This is a genomic window from Pedobacter vanadiisoli, assembly GCF_042684385.1.
Classification (GTDB): domain Bacteria; phylum Bacteroidota; class Bacteroidia; order Sphingobacteriales; family Sphingobacteriaceae; genus Pedobacter; species Pedobacter vanadiisoli.
Window position 1 is genome coordinate 1 of record NZ_JBHULL010000035.1, and the last position, 18,222, is coordinate 18,222.

The window sequence follows — 18,222 nt, forward strand, 5'->3', positions numbered from 1 at the left end:
ATGAGTATATTAGTTATTATAACAATAAAAGGATAAGATTGAACTTAAATGGAATGAGCCCGGTTGAATACCGGGCACAAGTCTTAAATAATTAATAAGTTTGTCCAACTTTTTGGGGGCAGTCCACTTTCGTTGCGGGTTTTGGCTCCTTCTGCTGGGCTCGAACCAGCGACCCTCTGATTAATCCCGATGTATCGGGACTCTAACCAGCTGAGCCAATTCACCTAAATCATTAATTTCTAAAACATTTTTTTCAATTATTAATCGGCTCTTTGTCTTTTTAACCGCTTTCTCAATCTTCATAGCGAAACCGCGATTCTCTCCTAAAGCAATAGATTTCTTCAAAATCCATGGACGGTGTTTTGAAGTATAGGTTGTTCTTTTACCATTGTTATGCTCACTTAATCGTTTCTCAACATCTTCTGTATAGCCAACATAGTATTTATCAGAAGAACTGGAATATAAAATATATAAGTAAAACATAAAAATATTAAAAACAAGAAAGCCTTACCATATCTGGTAAGGCTTATTCTTTGAAATTGCTCCTTCTGCTGGGCTCCCTTCGACTATGCTCAGGGTAAACTTCTCGCCCAGCAGGGCTATAAAACAAAAAAGCCTTACAACAATGCTGTAAGACTTTTGATCTGCTCCTTCTGCTGGGCTCGAACCAGCGACCCTCTGATTAACAGTCAGATGCTCTAACCGGCTGAGCTAAGAAGGAATCCGGCTATCCAAAAAAACAGCTTCTTTAAGCTTTTCAGCAAATATCCGCTTGTTCGTTTTGGGAGTGCAATATTAGGGCTTTTAAATTATTTATGCAAATAAAACATCAAAGAATTATTAAAACCGACTAATAATTAGCCAGATAAAAATCTTCCATTCAAGAACAATTGTCAGGTACAGTTAGCTGTAATCGCAAATCGGCATCAATGGAAATTAATAGGCAATTTTGACCGCGGGCAATAACCTACTTAGCGGTAATGGCCAGGTACCCAATGACGGCCGCCGTAAGGGTCAATTACATAATATCCACGTACCCAGTAGTGGGCACGTGGTGCACGTGCACTGACTACGCATGCACTAAAATTTAAGGCCAAAACCAATAAGAGCAACGCATTTACAATCTTTTTCATAACCTAACCTTTTTAAGTGAAAAATAAATCAAGCTTTACGCTGTGTGTATAATTTGGACACAGGGAGAATAGAAAAGGTTTAATTGAATATATCATAAAGATTTTCTGTATTTTAAGTACTTCCAGATAGGCAAATATCCTTTGAATCTGTATTCCAATAGAAAGGGACGTCATTGCGATGACGATTCCTAACGTGAACCTATTTAGTAGATTTCTTCACCGCGGTCGAAATGACGATTTATCGTAAGCCAAACAAAAAACGGCCTGATCTTATAAGATCAGACCGTTTTGTATGAGTTTAAAAAAGATTAGAAACTATATCTCAATCCCAGTTGCATCTGGTAACGTGATGCAAAGAAATCTCTTGAATAAGATGTTACATCACTTTGTTTAAAGGTATAAACCGGATAGGTAGTTGGTGTTCCTGCAGTTGCCACTTTGATACCCATACTAGCCATAGAGTTATAAGTATTAGGAGAGAAATACTGGATTCCCCAATCTTTATTCACCAAATTGGTTAGGTTGATGATATCATAAGTTATTGTAACCACATGTGGGTGTTTCCCTTTTGCCACCTGGATATCCTGAGCGAAACGGAAATCAGCCTGAACATTCCAAGGGGTGCGGGCGCCGTTACGCTCGGTAAAGTTGCCACGGCGGCTGCTCAGGTATTTATCGCCATTGATATAACTATCGAATGCCGCTGCCTGCGCAATTCCATCAGGAGTATTGGCGAAGAATTTCGGTGTTTCGCCTGCTGCAGGCACATACATTAAACTTACCGTTTGTCCGGTTCCGTTGATCCTGGTATTTACTAAACCTAATGAATATGGTGAACCCGACTGACCGCTGAAGAACAACGAGAAGTTAGATACATATTTACCGTTTTTAGCCCAATCCCATCTGTAATTGATGGTTGAGATGATCCTATTACGAATATCAAAGTTAGAATAAGCCAAACCTGCATTGTTCGGGCTAAGCGACTGGTTTAACTGCCAGTTAGATTCCATTGAGTTACGGATACCGTTGGCAATATCCTTAGATCTTCCATAAGTATAAGCAACCATCATGTCCAAACCGAAAGGAAGTGACTTACTAGCCTGAGCAGTTACACTGTATTTATATCCTTTATCAGTGTTCGATAACAAATATGCGTTAGTGTATAATGGATTGATTTTAGCACCAGAATAAATAGGCTGTTGTTTCTGCGTATCGTAAACCATGTACGTAGGATTATCTACATAGTTAATTTGCTGGAACTGCACATCTTTAATTACCTGGCTAAAAATTCCTTCAACTGTAAATTTCCACTGGTCGTCGGTTTTATAATCGAAAGCCAGGTTACTTCTCCATGCTTTTGGCATTTTAAAGTTGTTATCAACCAAATCTACCTGCGTAGCACCGTTTGCATCTTTAACATTAACACCTTGTTTGGTTACATAACCTGCTTCGCCATTACCGGTTAAAGCATCTTTAATCGGATCTGAACCTGCTGCCGGCACAACAATTTTACTAGGATCTGCATTTGCATAAACGTACGATTTATCGAAAGCACCGTAGTTTACACCATTGTTATAATAAGCATAACCGATCCATGCGAAAGGCACACGGCTGGTAAACAAACCAGTACCACCACGCATAACCAAACTTTGGTTACCCAGCACATCGAAGTTAAAACCGATACGCGGAGAAACCTGGATTTTGTTCAGGAATTTTCCGGTAATTGACGATGGCTTTGTATAAGTATAAGTTGTACCATAATTCGGATCAACCGGAGAGTTGGTTGTTTTTGGACTTAATGATGGCATATCTGGCAAGTTCGCCATATCAAAACGTAAACCCGGCGTTAATTTAAAACGGTCGCCAATGCGGATTTCATCCTGACCATAAACACTGTACATGTTCACGTTAAATTTCGCAGTAGGGTTAGCAATAATATTATCGCGCGTATTATCGTCGTAGTTATAACTTGTACGTACCCTGTTCGGCCTGTTAGCCAGAAAATCTGCAATACTGCTATAAGCCACACGACCGTTCCAAGAGTTTACAAAACCATAGTTGATGCTGTAAAACTCGTTGTGTGTACCAACAGTAAAGGTATGGATACCCTTGCTATAAGTATAGTTATCGGTAAATTCGAAAGTATTCTGTTTCATGTTGAAGATACTCGCCTCACGGTCGGTACCTAAAAATAGTGTTCCCCCGTTCGAAGCAATCTCAATCTGTGGCAAAGCCGGGTTAGAAAGCGGATCACGGTAATCATGAATAGTAGAATAACCCACAATCAGGTTGTTGGTGGCCGAATTCCCGAAACGGGTTTTCAAATCAGCAACGGTTGAGGTTTGGTTATTGTTTTGTCTGAAATCGATGCTGCCAAATCTAAAGTTAAGCTGATCCCTTTCTAAGTTGGTCGCTTTCGAAATGATGGTATTGTTTCTGATGGTTAATTGGGTATTTTCACTGATATTCCAATCTAAACGGTTAAAGAATTTATTTGATTGCGAATAAATATTATAATTGCCGAACGAACCCGCATCTACACCATAATTGGTTTTCATGTAATCAGAAATCTGTTGTGCATCGGTTGCGGTAAGTAATTTCATATCAGATGATCCCGCACCTAAAATTACCGGATCCTGACGGCGGGTAATCTCCTCGTTCGTAAAGAAGAATAATTTATCTTTAATAATAGGGAAACCTACACGGAAACCAGTCTGGTAATCGTGAAAAGCCGAAGGCTCTTTACTGTTATCGCCTATTTTGTTTCTTCCGATTAACGAAGCATTACGGCCATAACCGTAAACCGATCCTACTACTTCGTTTGTACCACCACGTGTTACGGCATTGATACTACCGCCTAAAAAGTTACCCACTTTAACGTCGTAAGGAGAAAGTAGAACAGTAACATCCTGGATCGCATCAAGCGAAACCGGGTTGGTACGAGTACTGCTTCCTGGCATACCCGAACTTCCACTCTGACCGCCCAATGATGGACTGAAACCAATGGCATCATTATTAATAGCACCATCAATGGTTACGTTATTATACCTAAAGTTGGTACCACCAAAAGTATTGTCTTTACTGCCCTGGGGAGTTACACGGGTAACATCCTGTAAGCTGCGGTTCATGGTTGGAAGGGTTTTAATCTGCCCCTCGCCAATGCTGGTACCTGCACCAGATTTTGTTCCGCCTTTTTGACCTTTAACACTTACTTCGGCCAATTGGTTACCTTGCTCCTGAAGATCAAGATCAAGCTTTACATCAGAACCTAAGGTTAGATAAATATTCTCTTTTACCACGGGGCTGTAACCAACAAATGTTACCGTGATTTTGTACGGTCCGCCCGGGTTTAGGTTACCGATCCGGTAAATACCAGATTCGTTTGATGAACCTTTAGATACCGTACCTGTTGGAACGTGAACCAAAACGATCGTTGCTCCCGGGATGATACCTTTGTTATCCTTAATCTTTCCATTAATACTAGATGTTGTAACCTGCGCCTGAACAAATGTGACCAGGAATACAAGGATACTTACTAGGGATAGTAAACGTGATTTCATTTTCTGTTATTTTATTTTGGTACAAAACAACAGCCTTAATGTTAATTCAATATTAACAACAGATTAACTTTAACCATGAATTAACATTATGAAAATGAGAATTAAATAATGGCAAAACAATTCCTTAACAGCCTTTTGAGAAGGCGGAATATGATATGAGCGATATGCTCAAATATCAAATTTAAAGATGAAGATTTTATGAAGATCGGGTTAGTCTTTAGTTTACGTCATTAATTGGAAGGGCTGGGGTTGTTAACCGGTTTAACAGTTAAGCAATTCTTCAAAACCCGCATCCCGCTTAAAAATGAACCAATAACCAATGACTAATGACCAATAACCAATTAACTAATGACTAATGAACCAATGACCAATAACCAATTAACCAATGACCAATGAACCAATGGCTAATGACCAATAACCAATGAACTATAATGAACCAATGACCAATGAACCAATGGCTAATGAACCAATGGCTAATGACCAATAACCAATGAACTATAATGAACTAATGACTAATGAACCAATGACCAATGAACGAATGAACCTATTTTACCTATCTTTGCATCCATGACCATAAGATTAGCTCTTACCGAAGATATACCATTAATTATGCAATTGGTACACAAAGTTGTTCCCTTAATGCGTGCTGCAGGAAATTTTCAGTGGGGACACGATTATCCGAACCCCGAAGTATTTGCCAACGACATTAAAATCGGTCAGTTATGGGTAACAGAGCTGGAAAATGAAATTGTTGGTGTTTCTGCAATTACCACAGATCAGGATCCTGAATATGCCGATGCGGGCTGGGATATTACCGAAAAAGCCATTGTTACGCACCGTTTGGCTGTAGACCCCGATCGGCAGGGCAAGGGCATTGCCAAGGCTTTAATGCAACAGGCAGAGGTTGTAGCCCAGGCGGCAGGCATTAACATTTTAAGAGTCGATACCAATAGTGAAAATAAAGCCACACAGGCGCTTTTCCCTAAACTTGGTTATACCTTTAGCGGCGAAATTGGCCTGGCCAAACGTCCTGGACTGAGGTTTTTCTGTTACGAAAAATTGTTATAATCCTACACCATTAACGAACCACGGAAAGCCCTTGCGGCATAATAAGATTGCGCACCGTTATGATATATAAATACATGATCATAGCGACGATCGCCAAATAGGGCACCGCCAAGTTTTCTGATAGCAGGTGGTGTGGCAATCCAGCTCGAAGTTTTGGTATCGAACTTTCCGAGTTGTTGCAAGGCACGGTATTGTTCTTCGGTTAATAAAGCTATACCCATCGAGGCGGCCATATCAACTGCATTATTTTCGGGCTGATGTTCTTTTCTGGATTCAAGAGCTTCGCGATCGTAACAAACGCTTCGGCGGCCTTTCGGACTTTCAGCCGAACAATCGTAAAAAATATATTCACCGCTTGCCTGATCGTAATCTACCACATCAGGCTCGCCACCAGTAATTTCCATTTCATCAAGTATCCATAATTTTTCAGGTTTGTTGGTTAATCTTTCCAGCACTTTATTCCATTCCAAACCTTTATGCCTGCTCATATTTTTCTCAAAACGGCTTTTTAAAATATGGAGCAGCTCCGCTGTCTGTTCTGGAGACAATTCTTTTTTAGTATTTCCTTTACTCATGCTCGTATTAAATTTAGTTATTCAAGAAGATACCTCTTTTTTAAACAGGTTTATTTCTTTTTTTAAAAAGAATGCCCAATTTCCATTTGGAGCGCAGTACCTGTACAAAACACGCCATTTCTTCCCGTTTTCTGTTTTTACGCTTCGCTGCCTCGTTCCTCGTTGCTGCAGGGTAACGCTCCAACCGGGGCTAGATGGCAAAACAGCATTTCATTTTTGGGGTTTGTAGGGTGCAGAAACCTTTGTTCCTAAACCTGATTGAGCGGAATAGCCCGCATCCCGATTTAAGCATTCATAATTTTGTTTATCGGTATGCTTGCTTGTTCCACAGGTTTCATCGGGAGAGGACTATAAGCGAAAGCGGGACTGCAAACCGCCAAGAACCACGTACCATTCATTTCCCAATCCTGTTTCAGCCAGTAGGGCACCAACCAATGGGATAAAATTTGGAGCGAATTAAACGCACAGATTTCTCCACTACGGTCGAAATGACGATGCTTCAAAATTAATCTTCCAATCCTTTTCCATTCAAAATCTGCGGCATAAATTTTTCAACCCTCGCTTCGCGGGTTTTGGATTGCTTAGGCGCCGAAAAATATAACAGATAGCCTCTTTGTCTTCCAGGGGTTAAGCTTTCGAAAGCCTCTTTTAAATCGGGAATATGATCCAGTTTACTCTGAAACTCTGCAGGAATATTATATTCGGCCGTTTTCTTCAGTTCTACTTTTAAACCCGCCTTTTCTATTTCAATGGCTTCAAAAATATAAGCTTTTAAAATTGCTTTCATTTCTACGATCTGCAATGCAGAGGTAAAACGGATCTGCCTTGCCGATTGCACATTCTCTGTTTGCTGGACCAATATGCCTTCATTGTCTTTTAACAAAACGCCCTTGAAAAATAAAAAGGCACAATATTCTTTAAAATCGTGAATTAAAACGATGTTATTACCTTTAAAAGTATAACATGGACAACCCCATTTTAACTCTTCGGTAAGTCCGCAATCAAGGGCAATTGTTCTTAATAAGTTTACTGCCTCCTGCCATTTTTTGGCCTTATTAAAATAAAAATCAACTTTAGTGTTTGTGTTCATCTTTGGATGCATTTAGGTAGTGGCCAATAAAAATACTTCTCCGCTAGCCGGCAAAAGACCATCGGTTCTATCAGCGAAATAATATTGCTTCATTTCTTTTGTTGAAATGGTCTTTGCTTCTTTAAACCCCGCAGAACGGGCCAGCTTCAGTACTTCCTCCGGGCTAAAAAAACTAACAAATGGTGTTCCGGCTGCACGGGCTCCCTTATCGGCCATTTCCTGCATGGGTTGATCTTCTTCATCCAAAAGCTCAATCGGCAGGTAAAATGCCATGGCAAGCATTGACCCGGCAGAAAGTTTTGCAATTTGAGTTAAACTATCTGCAATCGCTTCTTTGCTAAGGTACAAAGTTACGCCTGTACATACTACAACAGCAGGTTTAGTTGTATCGAACCCTGTTTTTAATAGCTCTTCCCACCAGGATGAGACTTCAAAATCGATAGGAACAAAATGTAGGTTTTCGGGTTTACCAAAACCAAGTTCTATCAGGCGCTGGTATTTCCAGGCAAGGGTATCGGGTTGGTCGATTTCATAAATCTGAAGATTAGGAACCACATCAGATCTACGTTGTGCAAAAGTATCGAGCCCCGCACCAAGGATAACATATCGACCAATACCTTTTTCGGCCTGTTCAATAACCAGGTCTTCAATAAAACGGCTGCGCGCAACAACTGATGCCCTGAGACGTTTGGTATATTTCATATCAGGCCGTTCCATCCAATCATCAGGCGGTGCAACGAGCAGCAAACCAATTTCATCATTGAGGATATGCTGCAGAGCATCTACCTGTACGTGTAAAGCCCTCCACAATGCTGTCCTAACAGCTGTGTTATCTGGTTCAGTTCTATTTTTGTGCTGTTCCATCTTTAACTTTGTTTATACCTAATTTGAGGCAATTTTCCTTTCCGTTGGCCTGAAATACCATGAGAGCACAGTTAAAACCAGCAGCAGCACCGGCCCGAAATATGCCGAAAAACTATGATCGGCTACCACAATATGCGAAAAAACAGCACCAGACATGGCAAAGAAAAAACCTGCATAAGCCCACTCTTTTACTAAAGTAAATTTAGGAATAAGCACAGCAATAACACCCAGAATTTTCCAGGTACCCAATAAAGTAAGGAAATAGACCGGATAGCCCAATTGGTTAAAAAGAGCTACTTCTTCTTTTGTTTTTAATACCTGTACAATACCGGTTGACAGCATACCTAAAGAAAGCCACGCTGTGGCGATCCAATATATAATTTTGTTTCTCTTTGTCATGACCTGTTATTTTAATTGACTTACAATATCCTGCAAACGGTTATGTGCCATGTTAATGCCTTTTGCAAACGGCAGTGATAAAATCTGGTCTCTTAACCCAACCGATTTATATATCACATGCATGGTAAGCTTACTTCTTTCGTCTCCTATCTTTTCGAAAGTTAAAAACTCGAGCTGCGCGGCAAAAGGCGTATTCTCCATTTCGAATGTCCGCGTAATTTTTTCGTCCGGTACAAACTCGTGTATTACTCCACTGGCTATAAACGCCACATTCCCCTTGTTATCTGAAGTTTCGAAAGCATAACTGCCGTGTTTTTTATTTTCGAGCTTCAGTACCCTGGTACCCATCCATTGCGCTACGATTTCGGGTTCTACATAAGCTTTAAAAAGCAATTCAACAGGAAGATCGAATTCCCTGGTGATTACAATTTCCTGTTTACCGTTTTCGGCATCTATTTTTGTTTTCTGCTCCATTGGTTCTATCTCGGTTTGTAATTTTTCATAATATCTTCCAGTTTGTTAAACCTGTCATCCCACATTTTACGGAAGGGTTCAATAAAATCGGCTATTTCTTTCATCTTCCTGGCATTTGTATGGTAGTGTACTTCCCTCCCATTCTGCTTTTGCTCTAAGAGCTCACATTCGGTTAAGATCTGCAAGTGTTTAGAAACCGTTGGCCTGGCCGTATCGAAATTGGCAGCAATGGCGCCTGCTGTCATTGATTGTGTGGCTACCAACAATAAAATGGCCCTGCGGGTTGGATCGGCTATGGCCTGAAATACATCTCTTCTTAAATTCATTATGTAGCTATTTGACTACAAATGTCAATGTAGTCATTTAACTACGCAAATTTTTGGATATTTTTTTTGAGATTACCAAAGCCTCGCGTAATATGAATGGAAAGTCAGGAAATAAACAGGTAGCAAATGATAGTAAAAAACTTTCTTTGAAAGTGGTAAAATCCTCAAAAAAGTCAGGATTTAGCAGAATAAGGATATAAAATAAACTGCACCCAGAAGTTTATAAAAAATCAAATCATAAAAGGTATACCAACCTTGTCGCAAACAGACCTCCATAAAGTCGTTTTATGCCATCTCAAAATGATTTGATTACCTCCATATTTGTTATATGCAAAGGCTTAGCGGTTACCAAATGGAAATGGGCAAACTGAAAGCCATATTAGTAAAAAACAAAAAAAACATTTTTATGTCTGACAACAAAGTTTCATTACACAGGGTGATAAAGGCGTCGCCGGAAAAATTATACCGTGCCTTTACTGATAACACCGCCATTGCTGCCTGGTTGCCTCCTTACGGTTTTACCTGCACTGTTCAACACCGCGAAATACAGGAAGGTGTTACTTACAAAATGTCGTTCCAAAATTTCACCACAGGAAACAGCCATAGCTGGACCGGCGAATTTCTAGAGATAAAACCCAGCACATTTTTAAAATATACCGACAGATTTGATGATCCAAACCTTCCGGGCGGAATGGTCACTTCTGTCTGGTTCAAGAAAACATCCGTTGGCACGGAACTGAGCGTGGTACAGGAAAATATCCCGGAAGTTATACCGGCAGAAATGTGTTACCTGGGTTGGCAGGAATCTATCGAGAAGTTGATCAGGCTGGTAGAACCTGACATTCCGGATGCATAACCAGGTATATCACTGTTTCCTGGGGATAGAAAAATTATAGCCCATGAGGTCTTCTGCCGGATAGGATAATGATAATAGCGCCCCTGATGATTTGGAGCGCTATTATATAAAAGCCAAGCATTTTTCCAGGTATATTTATTTAAAATCGGGCACCGGGAACAAATACCCGCCAAAAAGGATGTATGCCCACAGTAATGTCCAAAAGATATTGAAAATCTGGGCGGTTACAAACGTAAATGCCGGCCTGCCGCCTTGCAATTTAACCAAGGACGAAAATTTAGCTTCCATACCGATCGAGATAAAGGCAATGGCAAACCAAACTGTACGTAAGCCGTTTAAGGTTGGCGCAACACTCTTTGCAGTTGCAGGCGATAATAAGAAAGAAAACACGAGCGACGCCCCAACAAATCCCAATACAAATTTTGGGAAGCGCTCCCATACAATTTTAAGTCCGGGGCTTTCTGCTTTAATTAAACTCTCGCCCTTTTCTCCTTTTGGTTTTTTATAGGCCCACCAGATAGCGATAAAAAATGCCGCAACGCCGATAAATACATTCTGCGAAAATTTAGCAATTACCCCGGCTTTAACGGCAACCGGCCCAACCAGATCGCCAGCTGCGGTAACCGTTGCGGTGGTATCTAACGTTCCGCCCAGCCAGGCACCGCCGATTACATCAGGGATGTGAAAGTACTTCACCGCCCAGGGCTGGATGATCATCATCGGGATGGCCATAATCAATACCAACGTAGTTACGTAAGATAACTTCCTTTTATCGCCATTAATTGCTCCTGCGGCAACAATCGCTGCAGAAACACCGCAGATAGATACAGCAGACGCCAAAATCACACCGAATTCATCATCCACTTTTAACCTGCGGCTTAACCATAAGGAGAAAAACCAAACGGCTGTTACTACAATAACCGCCTGTACAATTCCCGGCAGACCTGCTTTGATTAAATCGGCTGATAAAATGGTGGTTCCTAAAATAACCAGGCCGGTTTTAATGTAAAACTCAGATCGGACAGCTTCTTTTAACCAATCGGGAAGTGTTAGCACATTACCCAACAGGATACCGATCAGTAAGGCAAAAACCACATATTCCAATCCGAAATAAGAAACGCTTTTATTACCCGCTATAATGAATGATATAATGGCGAAAAAATAAATAAACAAAAAGCCTGCAGCAAATCTGGCTACATTTCCGCCCGAAAGGCCAATGGCGATGGCTGCAAGTGCAAGAAAAACCACACCGGTTTCTAAAATGAGCAATAAATTCTGGCCGGAAAGGATTTTACCAAATAGATCTTCGCTGGTAGCCCATTTATATGCAGGTAAAGTAATTGTTGTACCGCTATTGGTTAGATATAGTACAGTGGCAATTATGATAGTCCCTAAAATTACCGCCCACCAATCTTCGGTAAGCGATTGTAAAAATGTTTTTTTGTCGGGCGCAATTCCCGCATCGGTTAAAGCTCCTGTAGTTTCTGAAGCATTGTTCTGTGTTGACATCGTTTTTTCTTTGTGGTTATCTGATTTTTAGCTTGAAAATATCTTTTAATACTCTTTTTGCGGCATTATAGCCGCACATCCCGTGTACGCCACCTCCTGGAGGGGTAGATGACGAGCATATATACAATCCTTTGGCAGCCGTTTTATATGGCGACCATCTTAAAGCCGGACGGGTAAATAATTGCCCCAGGTCTAATATCCCCCCATTAATATCGCCACCAATATAGTTGCGGTTATGCGCTTCCATCTGTTCAGTGTTCATGGTATGTTTAGCCAAAATCCGGTCTTTAAAACCCGGGGCGAAACGCTCTACCTGATTTTCGATCAGTGCGGTCATGTCCTGTTTCGAACCGTTAGGAACGTGGCAATAAGCCCAGGCTGTTTGTTTCCCTTCAGGTGCGCGCGACGGATCGAACAAACTCTGCTGCGCTAAAAGCACAAAAGGTTGGTCTGCCTGCTGGCCTTTGCTGGTCATCATTTCGCCTGCAGCTATTTCTTCGAAAGTATTGCCCAAATGTATAGTTCCCGCACTTCTGCAGGCTTCAGCGGTAAACGGAATCGGGCCATCCAGTGCCCAATCTACCTTAAACACGCCCATACCATAACGGTAACGCTCAAGCTGCCATTTGTAAATACTGGAGAATTTATGCCCGGCAATCTGTAATAACTGTTTCGGGGTAATATCAAAAAGCACCGCATGGGCAGAAGGCAATTGGTTTAAAGAAGTAATGAAAGTTCCGGTTTCAATTTTTCCGCCAAGCGATTTAAAATAACCTGCCAATGCTTCCGCAATAAATTTCGATCCGCCTTTTGGTATCGGCCAGCCTTTAAGGTGGCCGCTGGCCATTAATACCAAACCAATGGCTGTGGTGCTTAAATTACTTAATGGTTGTATGGCATGTGCAGCCATTCCGGCAAAAAGCCCGCGGGCGTGTTTTTCTTTAAAGCGTTTAACAAAACCTGTTGCACTACTCAATGCTTTTAAGCCAAAACCCGCCATGGCCAAAGGATGTTTAGGAAAATGTAAAGGTCCTAAAGCATCTTCATCAATTAATGGCCAGGTAGTAATGAGGTTTTCCATTAAAGATATATAGGTCTTAGCATCGTTTCCCAGGCATTCAGCCGTTTTTTCGATAGAATGATCCAGTATGGCAGCTGTACCATCATCAAAAGGATGTGCTGCAGCCAAAACAGGTTGCAGGTATTCCAATCCATACTCCTTTAGCGGCAGGGTTCTAAAAAAGGGCGAAGCCAATGCCATCGGGTGGATCGCCGAGCATACATCGTGCATGAAGCCTGGTAAAGTAAGTTCGGCCGAACTGAGCCCTCCCCCAATTACATCTTTACCTTCGATAATTAAAACGGATAGCCCCTGTTGCTGCAAAAGAATGGCTGCAGCCAGTCCATTTGGCCCTGACCCTACAACAATTGCATCGTAATCCCGTTTTTCTAATTTCATCTGGTTATTTTATGGTTTCCAGTTTAAATAAAACGGTTCCGTCGTTTTTAATCTGCCATGCAGTAATGGGATTCATGTGGTATCCGCCAAGGTTTGGGCCACGGGCTTCTGCCAATTGCGCCAAAGTGGGTTGTAAATAACCGGTTTTGTCAGTAACGCGACTTAATATTTCTGTAGCCTCGCCCTTCCAATCCCACAAATACCTGAAATAAGTATGTGCCTTACTCAATACCGGTTCCTGTAAGTTAGCCAATTGCCATGTTTTCCCGGCATCGGTGCTTACTTCTACTGTTTTTACCTTACCTCTGCCACTCCACGCAATTCCACGTATTTCTACCCAGCCCTTATTTACTTTTTGAGGATAAGACGGATAGGTGATGATGGAACGCGCATCTAACTCAAAGCTAAACATTCTGATTTTATCTTTTACAGGGTAAGTATATTTTGACGTTTCTTCCCTGGTCATATAAGGTTCTTCTGAAAGCTCGATCCGCCTTAACCATTTGATATTCATGTTGCTTTCAAAACCGGGTAAAAGTAGCCTCATGGGATAACCTTGTTCAGGCCGTATGGCTTCGCCATTCTGGGCATAAACAATCATGGCATCATCCCAGGCTTTTGCTATGGGGATGGTACGCGTCATCACGGCTGCATCAGAACCTTCGGCCAGAAACCATTTGGCCTGATTACTGATGCCCACTTCGTTGAATAGCGTGGAAAGCATTACACCGGTCCACTCGCTCTGACTGGTAAGCCCTAAAATATCCTGCGGGGTCATTTCGGCTTTGCCTGTTCGAAAATTACCGGCACATTCGATAAAACAGGTCCGGGTAATGGATGGAAACCTTTTGATATCGGCAAGGGTGAATTTCATCGGATTTTCGACCAAACCATGAATAAGCAGCTCGTGTTTTGCCGGATCAATACTTGGAATACCTGCATGATGACGTTCGAAATGCAGATCGGCAGGTGTAATGGTGCTGTGCAGATCCTGCAAGGGGGTACGCGAAGAAATATCAGAAGGTTTGCGTACCGGTTGCTCAAATGGCGAACGTTTTCCGAGCTGACTCGGTCCGGGCCCAACTATTTTGGTCGGATCGTCAGTAATTTCAGGCAGAACCTGTATCTCCGGTGGTCTTTCACCTGCAAATAACGATTGTATAGGTAAAACTGCAGCTGCAATTACCCCTCCCAATAACGTTCGCCTGCTGATTTTTCCTGAGGCTATCTTTCGATCGTTCCTGTGCTTTTTCATTACTTTACCTCAGGTCCTCCTTTACGGTCGTCCATAATAAACAGTTTTTTCGCCGGCATCACCACTTTGTACAGGTTTTTGGCGTCGAGTACCACATCGGCTTTGATAATTTTATTGGCATTGAGCAGATAAGCGGTGATGCTGTATACTTCCTCATTGCTTAAAGAGCCAGGAAGATTATAGGGCATAGCCCGGCGCATATAATCAAACAACGTGGTGGCATAAGGCCAATAGTTGCCAATGGTTTTGGGCTTGCTTGAGGCTAATGTATCGCCAACCAAAGCATTTCCCAGGAGTTTAATACCGGGTTTTTCAGTACCATCAGTGCCATGGCACATTGCACATTTTTGAACATATAGTATTCTGCCCCTTTTTACGTCGCCCTGCCCTGCCGGCAAACCTTTCCCATCAGGACGGACATCGATATCCCAGGCCGCAATTTCCCGCGCGCTGGCAGGCCGGCCAAAACCAAATTTAGCCGGCCGTTTTAAACTATCCATTAATGGCCGCTGAACCTGCATCGGTGTAAATGCCGTTTTAAGAGACATCAATAACAACATTACAGGACATGAAAGTATGAGTGCCGTTTTTTTGTTCATCACCTTAATATTTACCCGCGTTTAAAGTGCTTTTTGGCAATACATACTGCCGGTCGTAACGATCAAGTACCACATAAATGGAATCTTTACGCTCATTGATACCGGAAAGAATAACCCTCGAGCCATCAGTGGTATCGTATTTCAGTACCATGCGATGGCGTTTTACTTCCCTTGGTTTCTCTGCAAATTCGCGGTCCCTACGGGTAGACCATGCCGCTTTATCGATCATTTTATTTTCATCGCCTATGTGCTGCCAGGCCGTTTTACTGATCCAGTTATCTTCTTTTGGTGTGACTTCTTTAGCTTTATCGGCACCTTTGCGCCCACCCCTTAAGGCCATTACATTTTTATCCTGCAGGTAAAGCACTTTATCAACCGTATCGGCATAATAATGAAATGCCCTTTGGCCTCCGGCAACACCGCTGATTTCGAAAGTACGCTGGATATCGCGCATCGGACTACCCCCGCCGTTTGATGGATCGATGAGCACCGGGCGGTTGATTTTGAAAGTGAGCGTGGTCCAGTTTTCGAAAGTGGCTTCCTGCCATCTGGTAGAATCGAGCGGATTAAATGGAATCACTTCTCCATTAATTTTAAACTCAGTTACGTGGTAGTTTCCCCTTAGCTTTTTAACACCCGCGGTTGCAGGCTGTTTATAAGGGTCGTATTTAAAGTTGATTACCTCAGTATAGGTAAGCACACCGAAGAAAATCACAAAAGTGAGCACCTTTAACGTAATACGGGTGTATTTAAGCCATGGTTTTTTAAAATCGGGATAAATCCTGAACGGAACGGTATAGCGTTCTAAAATGAGCAGGTTGTATAATTTAGGGAAATCGTCGGCAGCAATAAACAAGCCGAGCAGCACAAAATAAAATGCATAGACATGAACACCACCGTCGTAAGCATAATTTACGAAAGTGATGTCGCCCAATGCCGCTGCTAATAAAATGGCACCAAATGTGCTGGTTTTCCGGAAGAAAAGCATGGCACCGGCAACAATTTCGACCACGCCACCAAAAACCTGGTACCAGGGCACCACACCAACTGAAAGCCAGTATATTTTTTGGGCGGTAAAATTGCCGAAATTACTATTGAGCAACCCCAATGAAGGGTAAGGCATCTGCGTGGGAAAAAGTTTGGTAAAACCAAAGCCGATAATACCGATACCGGCACGATAGCGCACCACCACCCTGATCCAGTAATAAAGAATGTGATAAGATTTGCGTTTGCGATCAAAGACCGTCCAGATCAATGCGCCAATAAGGGCAAATACCAGTGCGATGCCCCAATCTGCATAATCTGCCAGGAAACTCCTTTTTGGAGGTAAAGCTGCACCATTTTCGTTATTGGTTTCAGTTTTTTTAACATCATCATTTTCTGTTTTACGCCTCTTGGCTCCGTCTTTTTTAACCGTTCCATCACCCGACGGGGAATCGGTAATATCACGTGGGCGCTGTACGCCGAAAAATGATAAAAAGCTGGGCTGGAAACGAGCAATATCGTACAGGTCACGGTAATGCGGTCGCGACCAATCCAGGGTAAAGACATTTTTATACCAATTGGCAGAAAAAGGAATAGACATGGCCAGAAAGAAAATAAACAGCACACGAAAGCCAAATTTCTTCTGCCACGACCATGGCTTTTTGGCAGCGACCTGTTGTGCTGTGCTTTCGTTTTCTATATCCTGCAGTTTTAATTCAGACATAACATTAAGCTTTTTTATAGTTTAAGTGCTTTGCGGCGGCTAAGCTTTAATGGATATTTTTTATCGATTTTGTTCAGTACCACATCAATTGAATTGTGGTGCTGATCGGTACCTTTCAGGATTATCGTGGCACTGTCAGGGCGGCTATAATTTAACCGCAGCTGTTCTCCTCTGTAATGGGGGTTCTTGTTATCCAATAGCAGTACATGGTTCACTGAATCGACAGTATAGCTGTAATAATGCCTTCCGGCGGTTCCGGCCAGTTCATAATCACGGTCTTTATCATTTTTAAATACCTGCTCATAATTTGCCGAATCAACAACGACCTCCCGGTCCGAGCGCACACTGATGGTGGCCCATTTCTCGAACACCACATCTTTCCAACGTACTGAATCAGCGGCAGCATAGGGCAATGTGCGACCATTAATTTTGAACTCGCTCACATTGTAAATCCCGGCAGCTTTGCTTAAACCTTTGGTACGCGGAAACTGGTAAGGATCTTGATGAAAACCCGAATAGGTTTTAAAGCCATAAAAGAAAACAAAAAAGAAAACCACCAATGTTTTAAGTACCCAGCGCAGGGTTTTGGTTTTGCCCGCGAAATGCGGTTTAAAACGATTAGGTGCGGTTGGCTGCTCTAGCGAAACGAGTTTATAAATCCGTTGTGCATCAAACCACAATACGAACAATGCAAAAGTGATCAGGTAAGTGGCATACACAAACTCACCACCTTCATAAGCCAGGTTGGAGATAAACACGTTTCCGGTAAATACCAGGATAATTGCTGCACCAATGGTGGCTGTTTTGCGGAAGAACAATAACATGCCTGCAAGGATTTCTATTGCGCCTAAAAATGATTCGTAGGCAGGTACAATGCCCAAACTCATCGAGAATATTTTCCAGTCGGTAAAATCGCCATAACTGGTATTTAAATTACTGATGGAAGGAAAAGGTGCCTGCAAAGGAAAAAACTTGATAAATCCGTACCCGATAATACCAATGGCCAGGCGGTAACGTACCACCACCCTTAACCAGTAATAAAGCTGGTTGTAATCGACTTCCTTATATTTCGTTCTGCCCCAGCCTATTGCGCCGATTATGGCAATTCCTGCAACAATGATCCAGTTCACGAAACTATCGGCCCCCGGCAGAAATTTTGCAGATAAGCGTGTAAGGTTAAAAATATCGCCGTAGCTGATATGCAGCCAATTAAAGCTAAAAACAACTTTAAAAAAATCGACACTTAAAGGAGCGGCCTGAAGGATAAAAAAGAGGAAAAAGAACCTGAATATCTGCTTTTCCCGGTCCGTCCATAGCGGTGGCGATGATGTATTCGTTTTACTCATT

Annotated in this window: 18 protein-coding genes and 1 tRNA gene; 3 read left to right on the top strand and 16 right to left on the bottom strand. The window is 42.1% G+C overall.

What is annotated here, in order from left to right:
* A partial coding sequence (locus tag ACFSR6_RS18060) for an IS3 family transposase (RefSeq protein ID WP_379073649.1) occupies positions 1-95 on the top strand: 95 nt, incomplete at its 5' end.
* A gap of 85 nt (positions 96-180) precedes the next feature.
* Here ACFSR6_RS18060 and ACFSR6_RS18065 read toward each other — a convergent pair.
* The 4 genes from ACFSR6_RS18065 to ACFSR6_RS18080 all read right to left on the bottom strand — a co-directional run bounded on the left by ACFSR6_RS18065 (position 181) and on the right by ACFSR6_RS18080 (position 4,693).
* Positions 181-483 (bottom strand): GIY-YIG nuclease family protein, encoded by a 303-nt coding sequence (locus ACFSR6_RS18065; RefSeq protein WP_379081441.1) that lies wholly within the window; start codon positions 481-483, stop codon positions 181-183.
* 164 nt (positions 484-647) lie between these two features.
* A tRNA-Asn gene (locus ACFSR6_RS18070) sits at positions 648-721 on the bottom strand.
* A 250-nt stretch (positions 722-971) separates the two neighbouring features.
* Complete coding sequence (locus tag ACFSR6_RS18075; protein WP_379081443.1) at positions 972-1,133, bottom strand: hypothetical protein; 162 nt, start codon at positions 1,131-1,133, stop codon at positions 972-974.
* Positions 1,134-1,441: 308 nt separating this feature from the next.
* On the bottom strand, positions 1,442-4,693 hold the full coding sequence (locus ACFSR6_RS18080) for a TonB-dependent receptor (protein WP_379081445.1): 3,252 nt from the start codon (positions 4,691-4,693) through the stop codon (positions 1,442-1,444).
* 567 nt (positions 4,694-5,260) lie between these two features.
* Here ACFSR6_RS18080 and ACFSR6_RS18085 point away from each other — a divergent pair.
* Positions 5,261-5,761, top strand: coding sequence for a GNAT family N-acetyltransferase (locus ACFSR6_RS18085; protein ID WP_379081447.1), 501 nt, complete (start codon positions 5,261-5,263; stop codon positions 5,759-5,761).
* A 2-nt stretch (positions 5,762-5,763) separates the two neighbouring features.
* Here ACFSR6_RS18085 and ACFSR6_RS18090 read toward each other — a convergent pair whose 3' ends face one another.
* The 6 genes from ACFSR6_RS18090 to ACFSR6_RS18115 all read right to left on the bottom strand — a co-directional run bounded on the left by ACFSR6_RS18090 (position 5,764) and on the right by ACFSR6_RS18115 (position 9,489).
* Entirely contained in the window at positions 5,764-6,336 is a 573-nt protein-coding gene (locus tag ACFSR6_RS18090) for a DUF4256 domain-containing protein (protein WP_379081449.1), read from the bottom strand.
* A gap of 505 nt (positions 6,337-6,841) precedes the next feature.
* The gene (locus tag ACFSR6_RS18095) at positions 6,842-7,426 is read right to left on the bottom strand and encodes a YdeI/OmpD-associated family protein (protein WP_379081451.1); all 585 of its coding nucleotides are present in this window, start codon (positions 7,424-7,426) and stop codon (positions 6,842-6,844) included.
* Between the two features lie 12 nt (positions 7,427-7,438).
* The gene (locus ACFSR6_RS18100) at positions 7,439-8,290 is read right to left on the bottom strand and encodes a class I SAM-dependent methyltransferase (protein WP_379081453.1); all 852 of its coding nucleotides are present in this window, start codon (positions 8,288-8,290) and stop codon (positions 7,439-7,441) included.
* 18 nt (positions 8,291-8,308) lie between these two features.
* The gene (locus ACFSR6_RS18105; RefSeq protein ID WP_379081455.1) at positions 8,309-8,689 is read right to left on the bottom strand and encodes a DoxX family protein; all 381 of its coding nucleotides are present in this window, start codon (positions 8,687-8,689) and stop codon (positions 8,309-8,311) included.
* 6 nt (positions 8,690-8,695) lie between these two features.
* A complete protein-coding gene (locus tag ACFSR6_RS18110; RefSeq protein ID WP_379081457.1) occupies positions 8,696-9,163 on the bottom strand; it encodes an SRPBCC domain-containing protein in 468 nt (155 codons plus the stop codon).
* 5 nt (positions 9,164-9,168) lie between these two features.
* On the bottom strand, positions 9,169-9,489 hold the full coding sequence (locus ACFSR6_RS18115) for an ArsR/SmtB family transcription factor (protein WP_343524910.1): 321 nt from the start codon (positions 9,487-9,489) through the stop codon (positions 9,169-9,171).
* Between the two features lie 406 nt (positions 9,490-9,895).
* Between ACFSR6_RS18115 and ACFSR6_RS18120 the strand changes: the two genes are divergently transcribed.
* Positions 9,896-10,345 carry an SRPBCC family protein gene (locus ACFSR6_RS18120; protein ID WP_379081459.1) on the top strand — a complete coding sequence of 150 codons (450 nt, stop codon included), beginning with the start codon at positions 9,896-9,898 and terminating at the stop codon, positions 10,343-10,345.
* A 135-nt stretch (positions 10,346-10,480) separates the two neighbouring features.
* Here the strand turns inward: ACFSR6_RS18120 and ACFSR6_RS18125 are convergent, their stop codons facing one another.
* Genes ACFSR6_RS18125 through ACFSR6_RS18150 form a run of 6 tightly spaced genes read right to left on the bottom strand, consistent with a single transcriptional unit; the run spans position 10,481 to position 18,221 of the window.
* Positions 10,481-11,854, bottom strand: coding sequence for a YeiH family protein (locus tag ACFSR6_RS18125; protein ID WP_343524908.1), 1,374 nt, complete (start codon positions 11,852-11,854; stop codon positions 10,481-10,483).
* A 16-nt stretch (positions 11,855-11,870) separates the two neighbouring features.
* Positions 11,871-13,313, bottom strand: coding sequence for a phytoene desaturase family protein (locus ACFSR6_RS18130; protein WP_379081461.1), 1,443 nt, complete (start codon positions 13,311-13,313; stop codon positions 11,871-11,873).
* Between the two features lie 4 nt (positions 13,314-13,317).
* Positions 13,318-14,568 (bottom strand): sulfite dehydrogenase, encoded by a 1,251-nt coding sequence (soxC, locus tag ACFSR6_RS18135; RefSeq protein WP_379081463.1) that lies wholly within the window; start codon positions 14,566-14,568, stop codon positions 13,318-13,320.
* On the bottom strand, positions 14,568-15,167 hold the full coding sequence (locus ACFSR6_RS18140; protein WP_379081465.1) for a c-type cytochrome: 600 nt from the start codon (positions 15,165-15,167) through the stop codon (positions 14,568-14,570). Before ACFSR6_RS18140 ends, soxC begins: the two co-directional genes overlap by 1 nt.
* A 4-nt stretch (positions 15,168-15,171) precedes the next feature.
* Complete coding sequence (locus ACFSR6_RS18145) at positions 15,172-16,875, bottom strand: acetate uptake transporter family protein (protein ID WP_379081467.1); 1,704 nt, start codon at positions 16,873-16,875, stop codon at positions 15,172-15,174.
* Between the two features lie 14 nt (positions 16,876-16,889).
* Entirely contained in the window at positions 16,890-18,221 is a 1,332-nt protein-coding gene (locus ACFSR6_RS18150) for a DoxX family protein (RefSeq protein ID WP_379081470.1), read from the bottom strand.
* Between the last annotated feature and the right edge of the window lies 1 nt (position 18,222).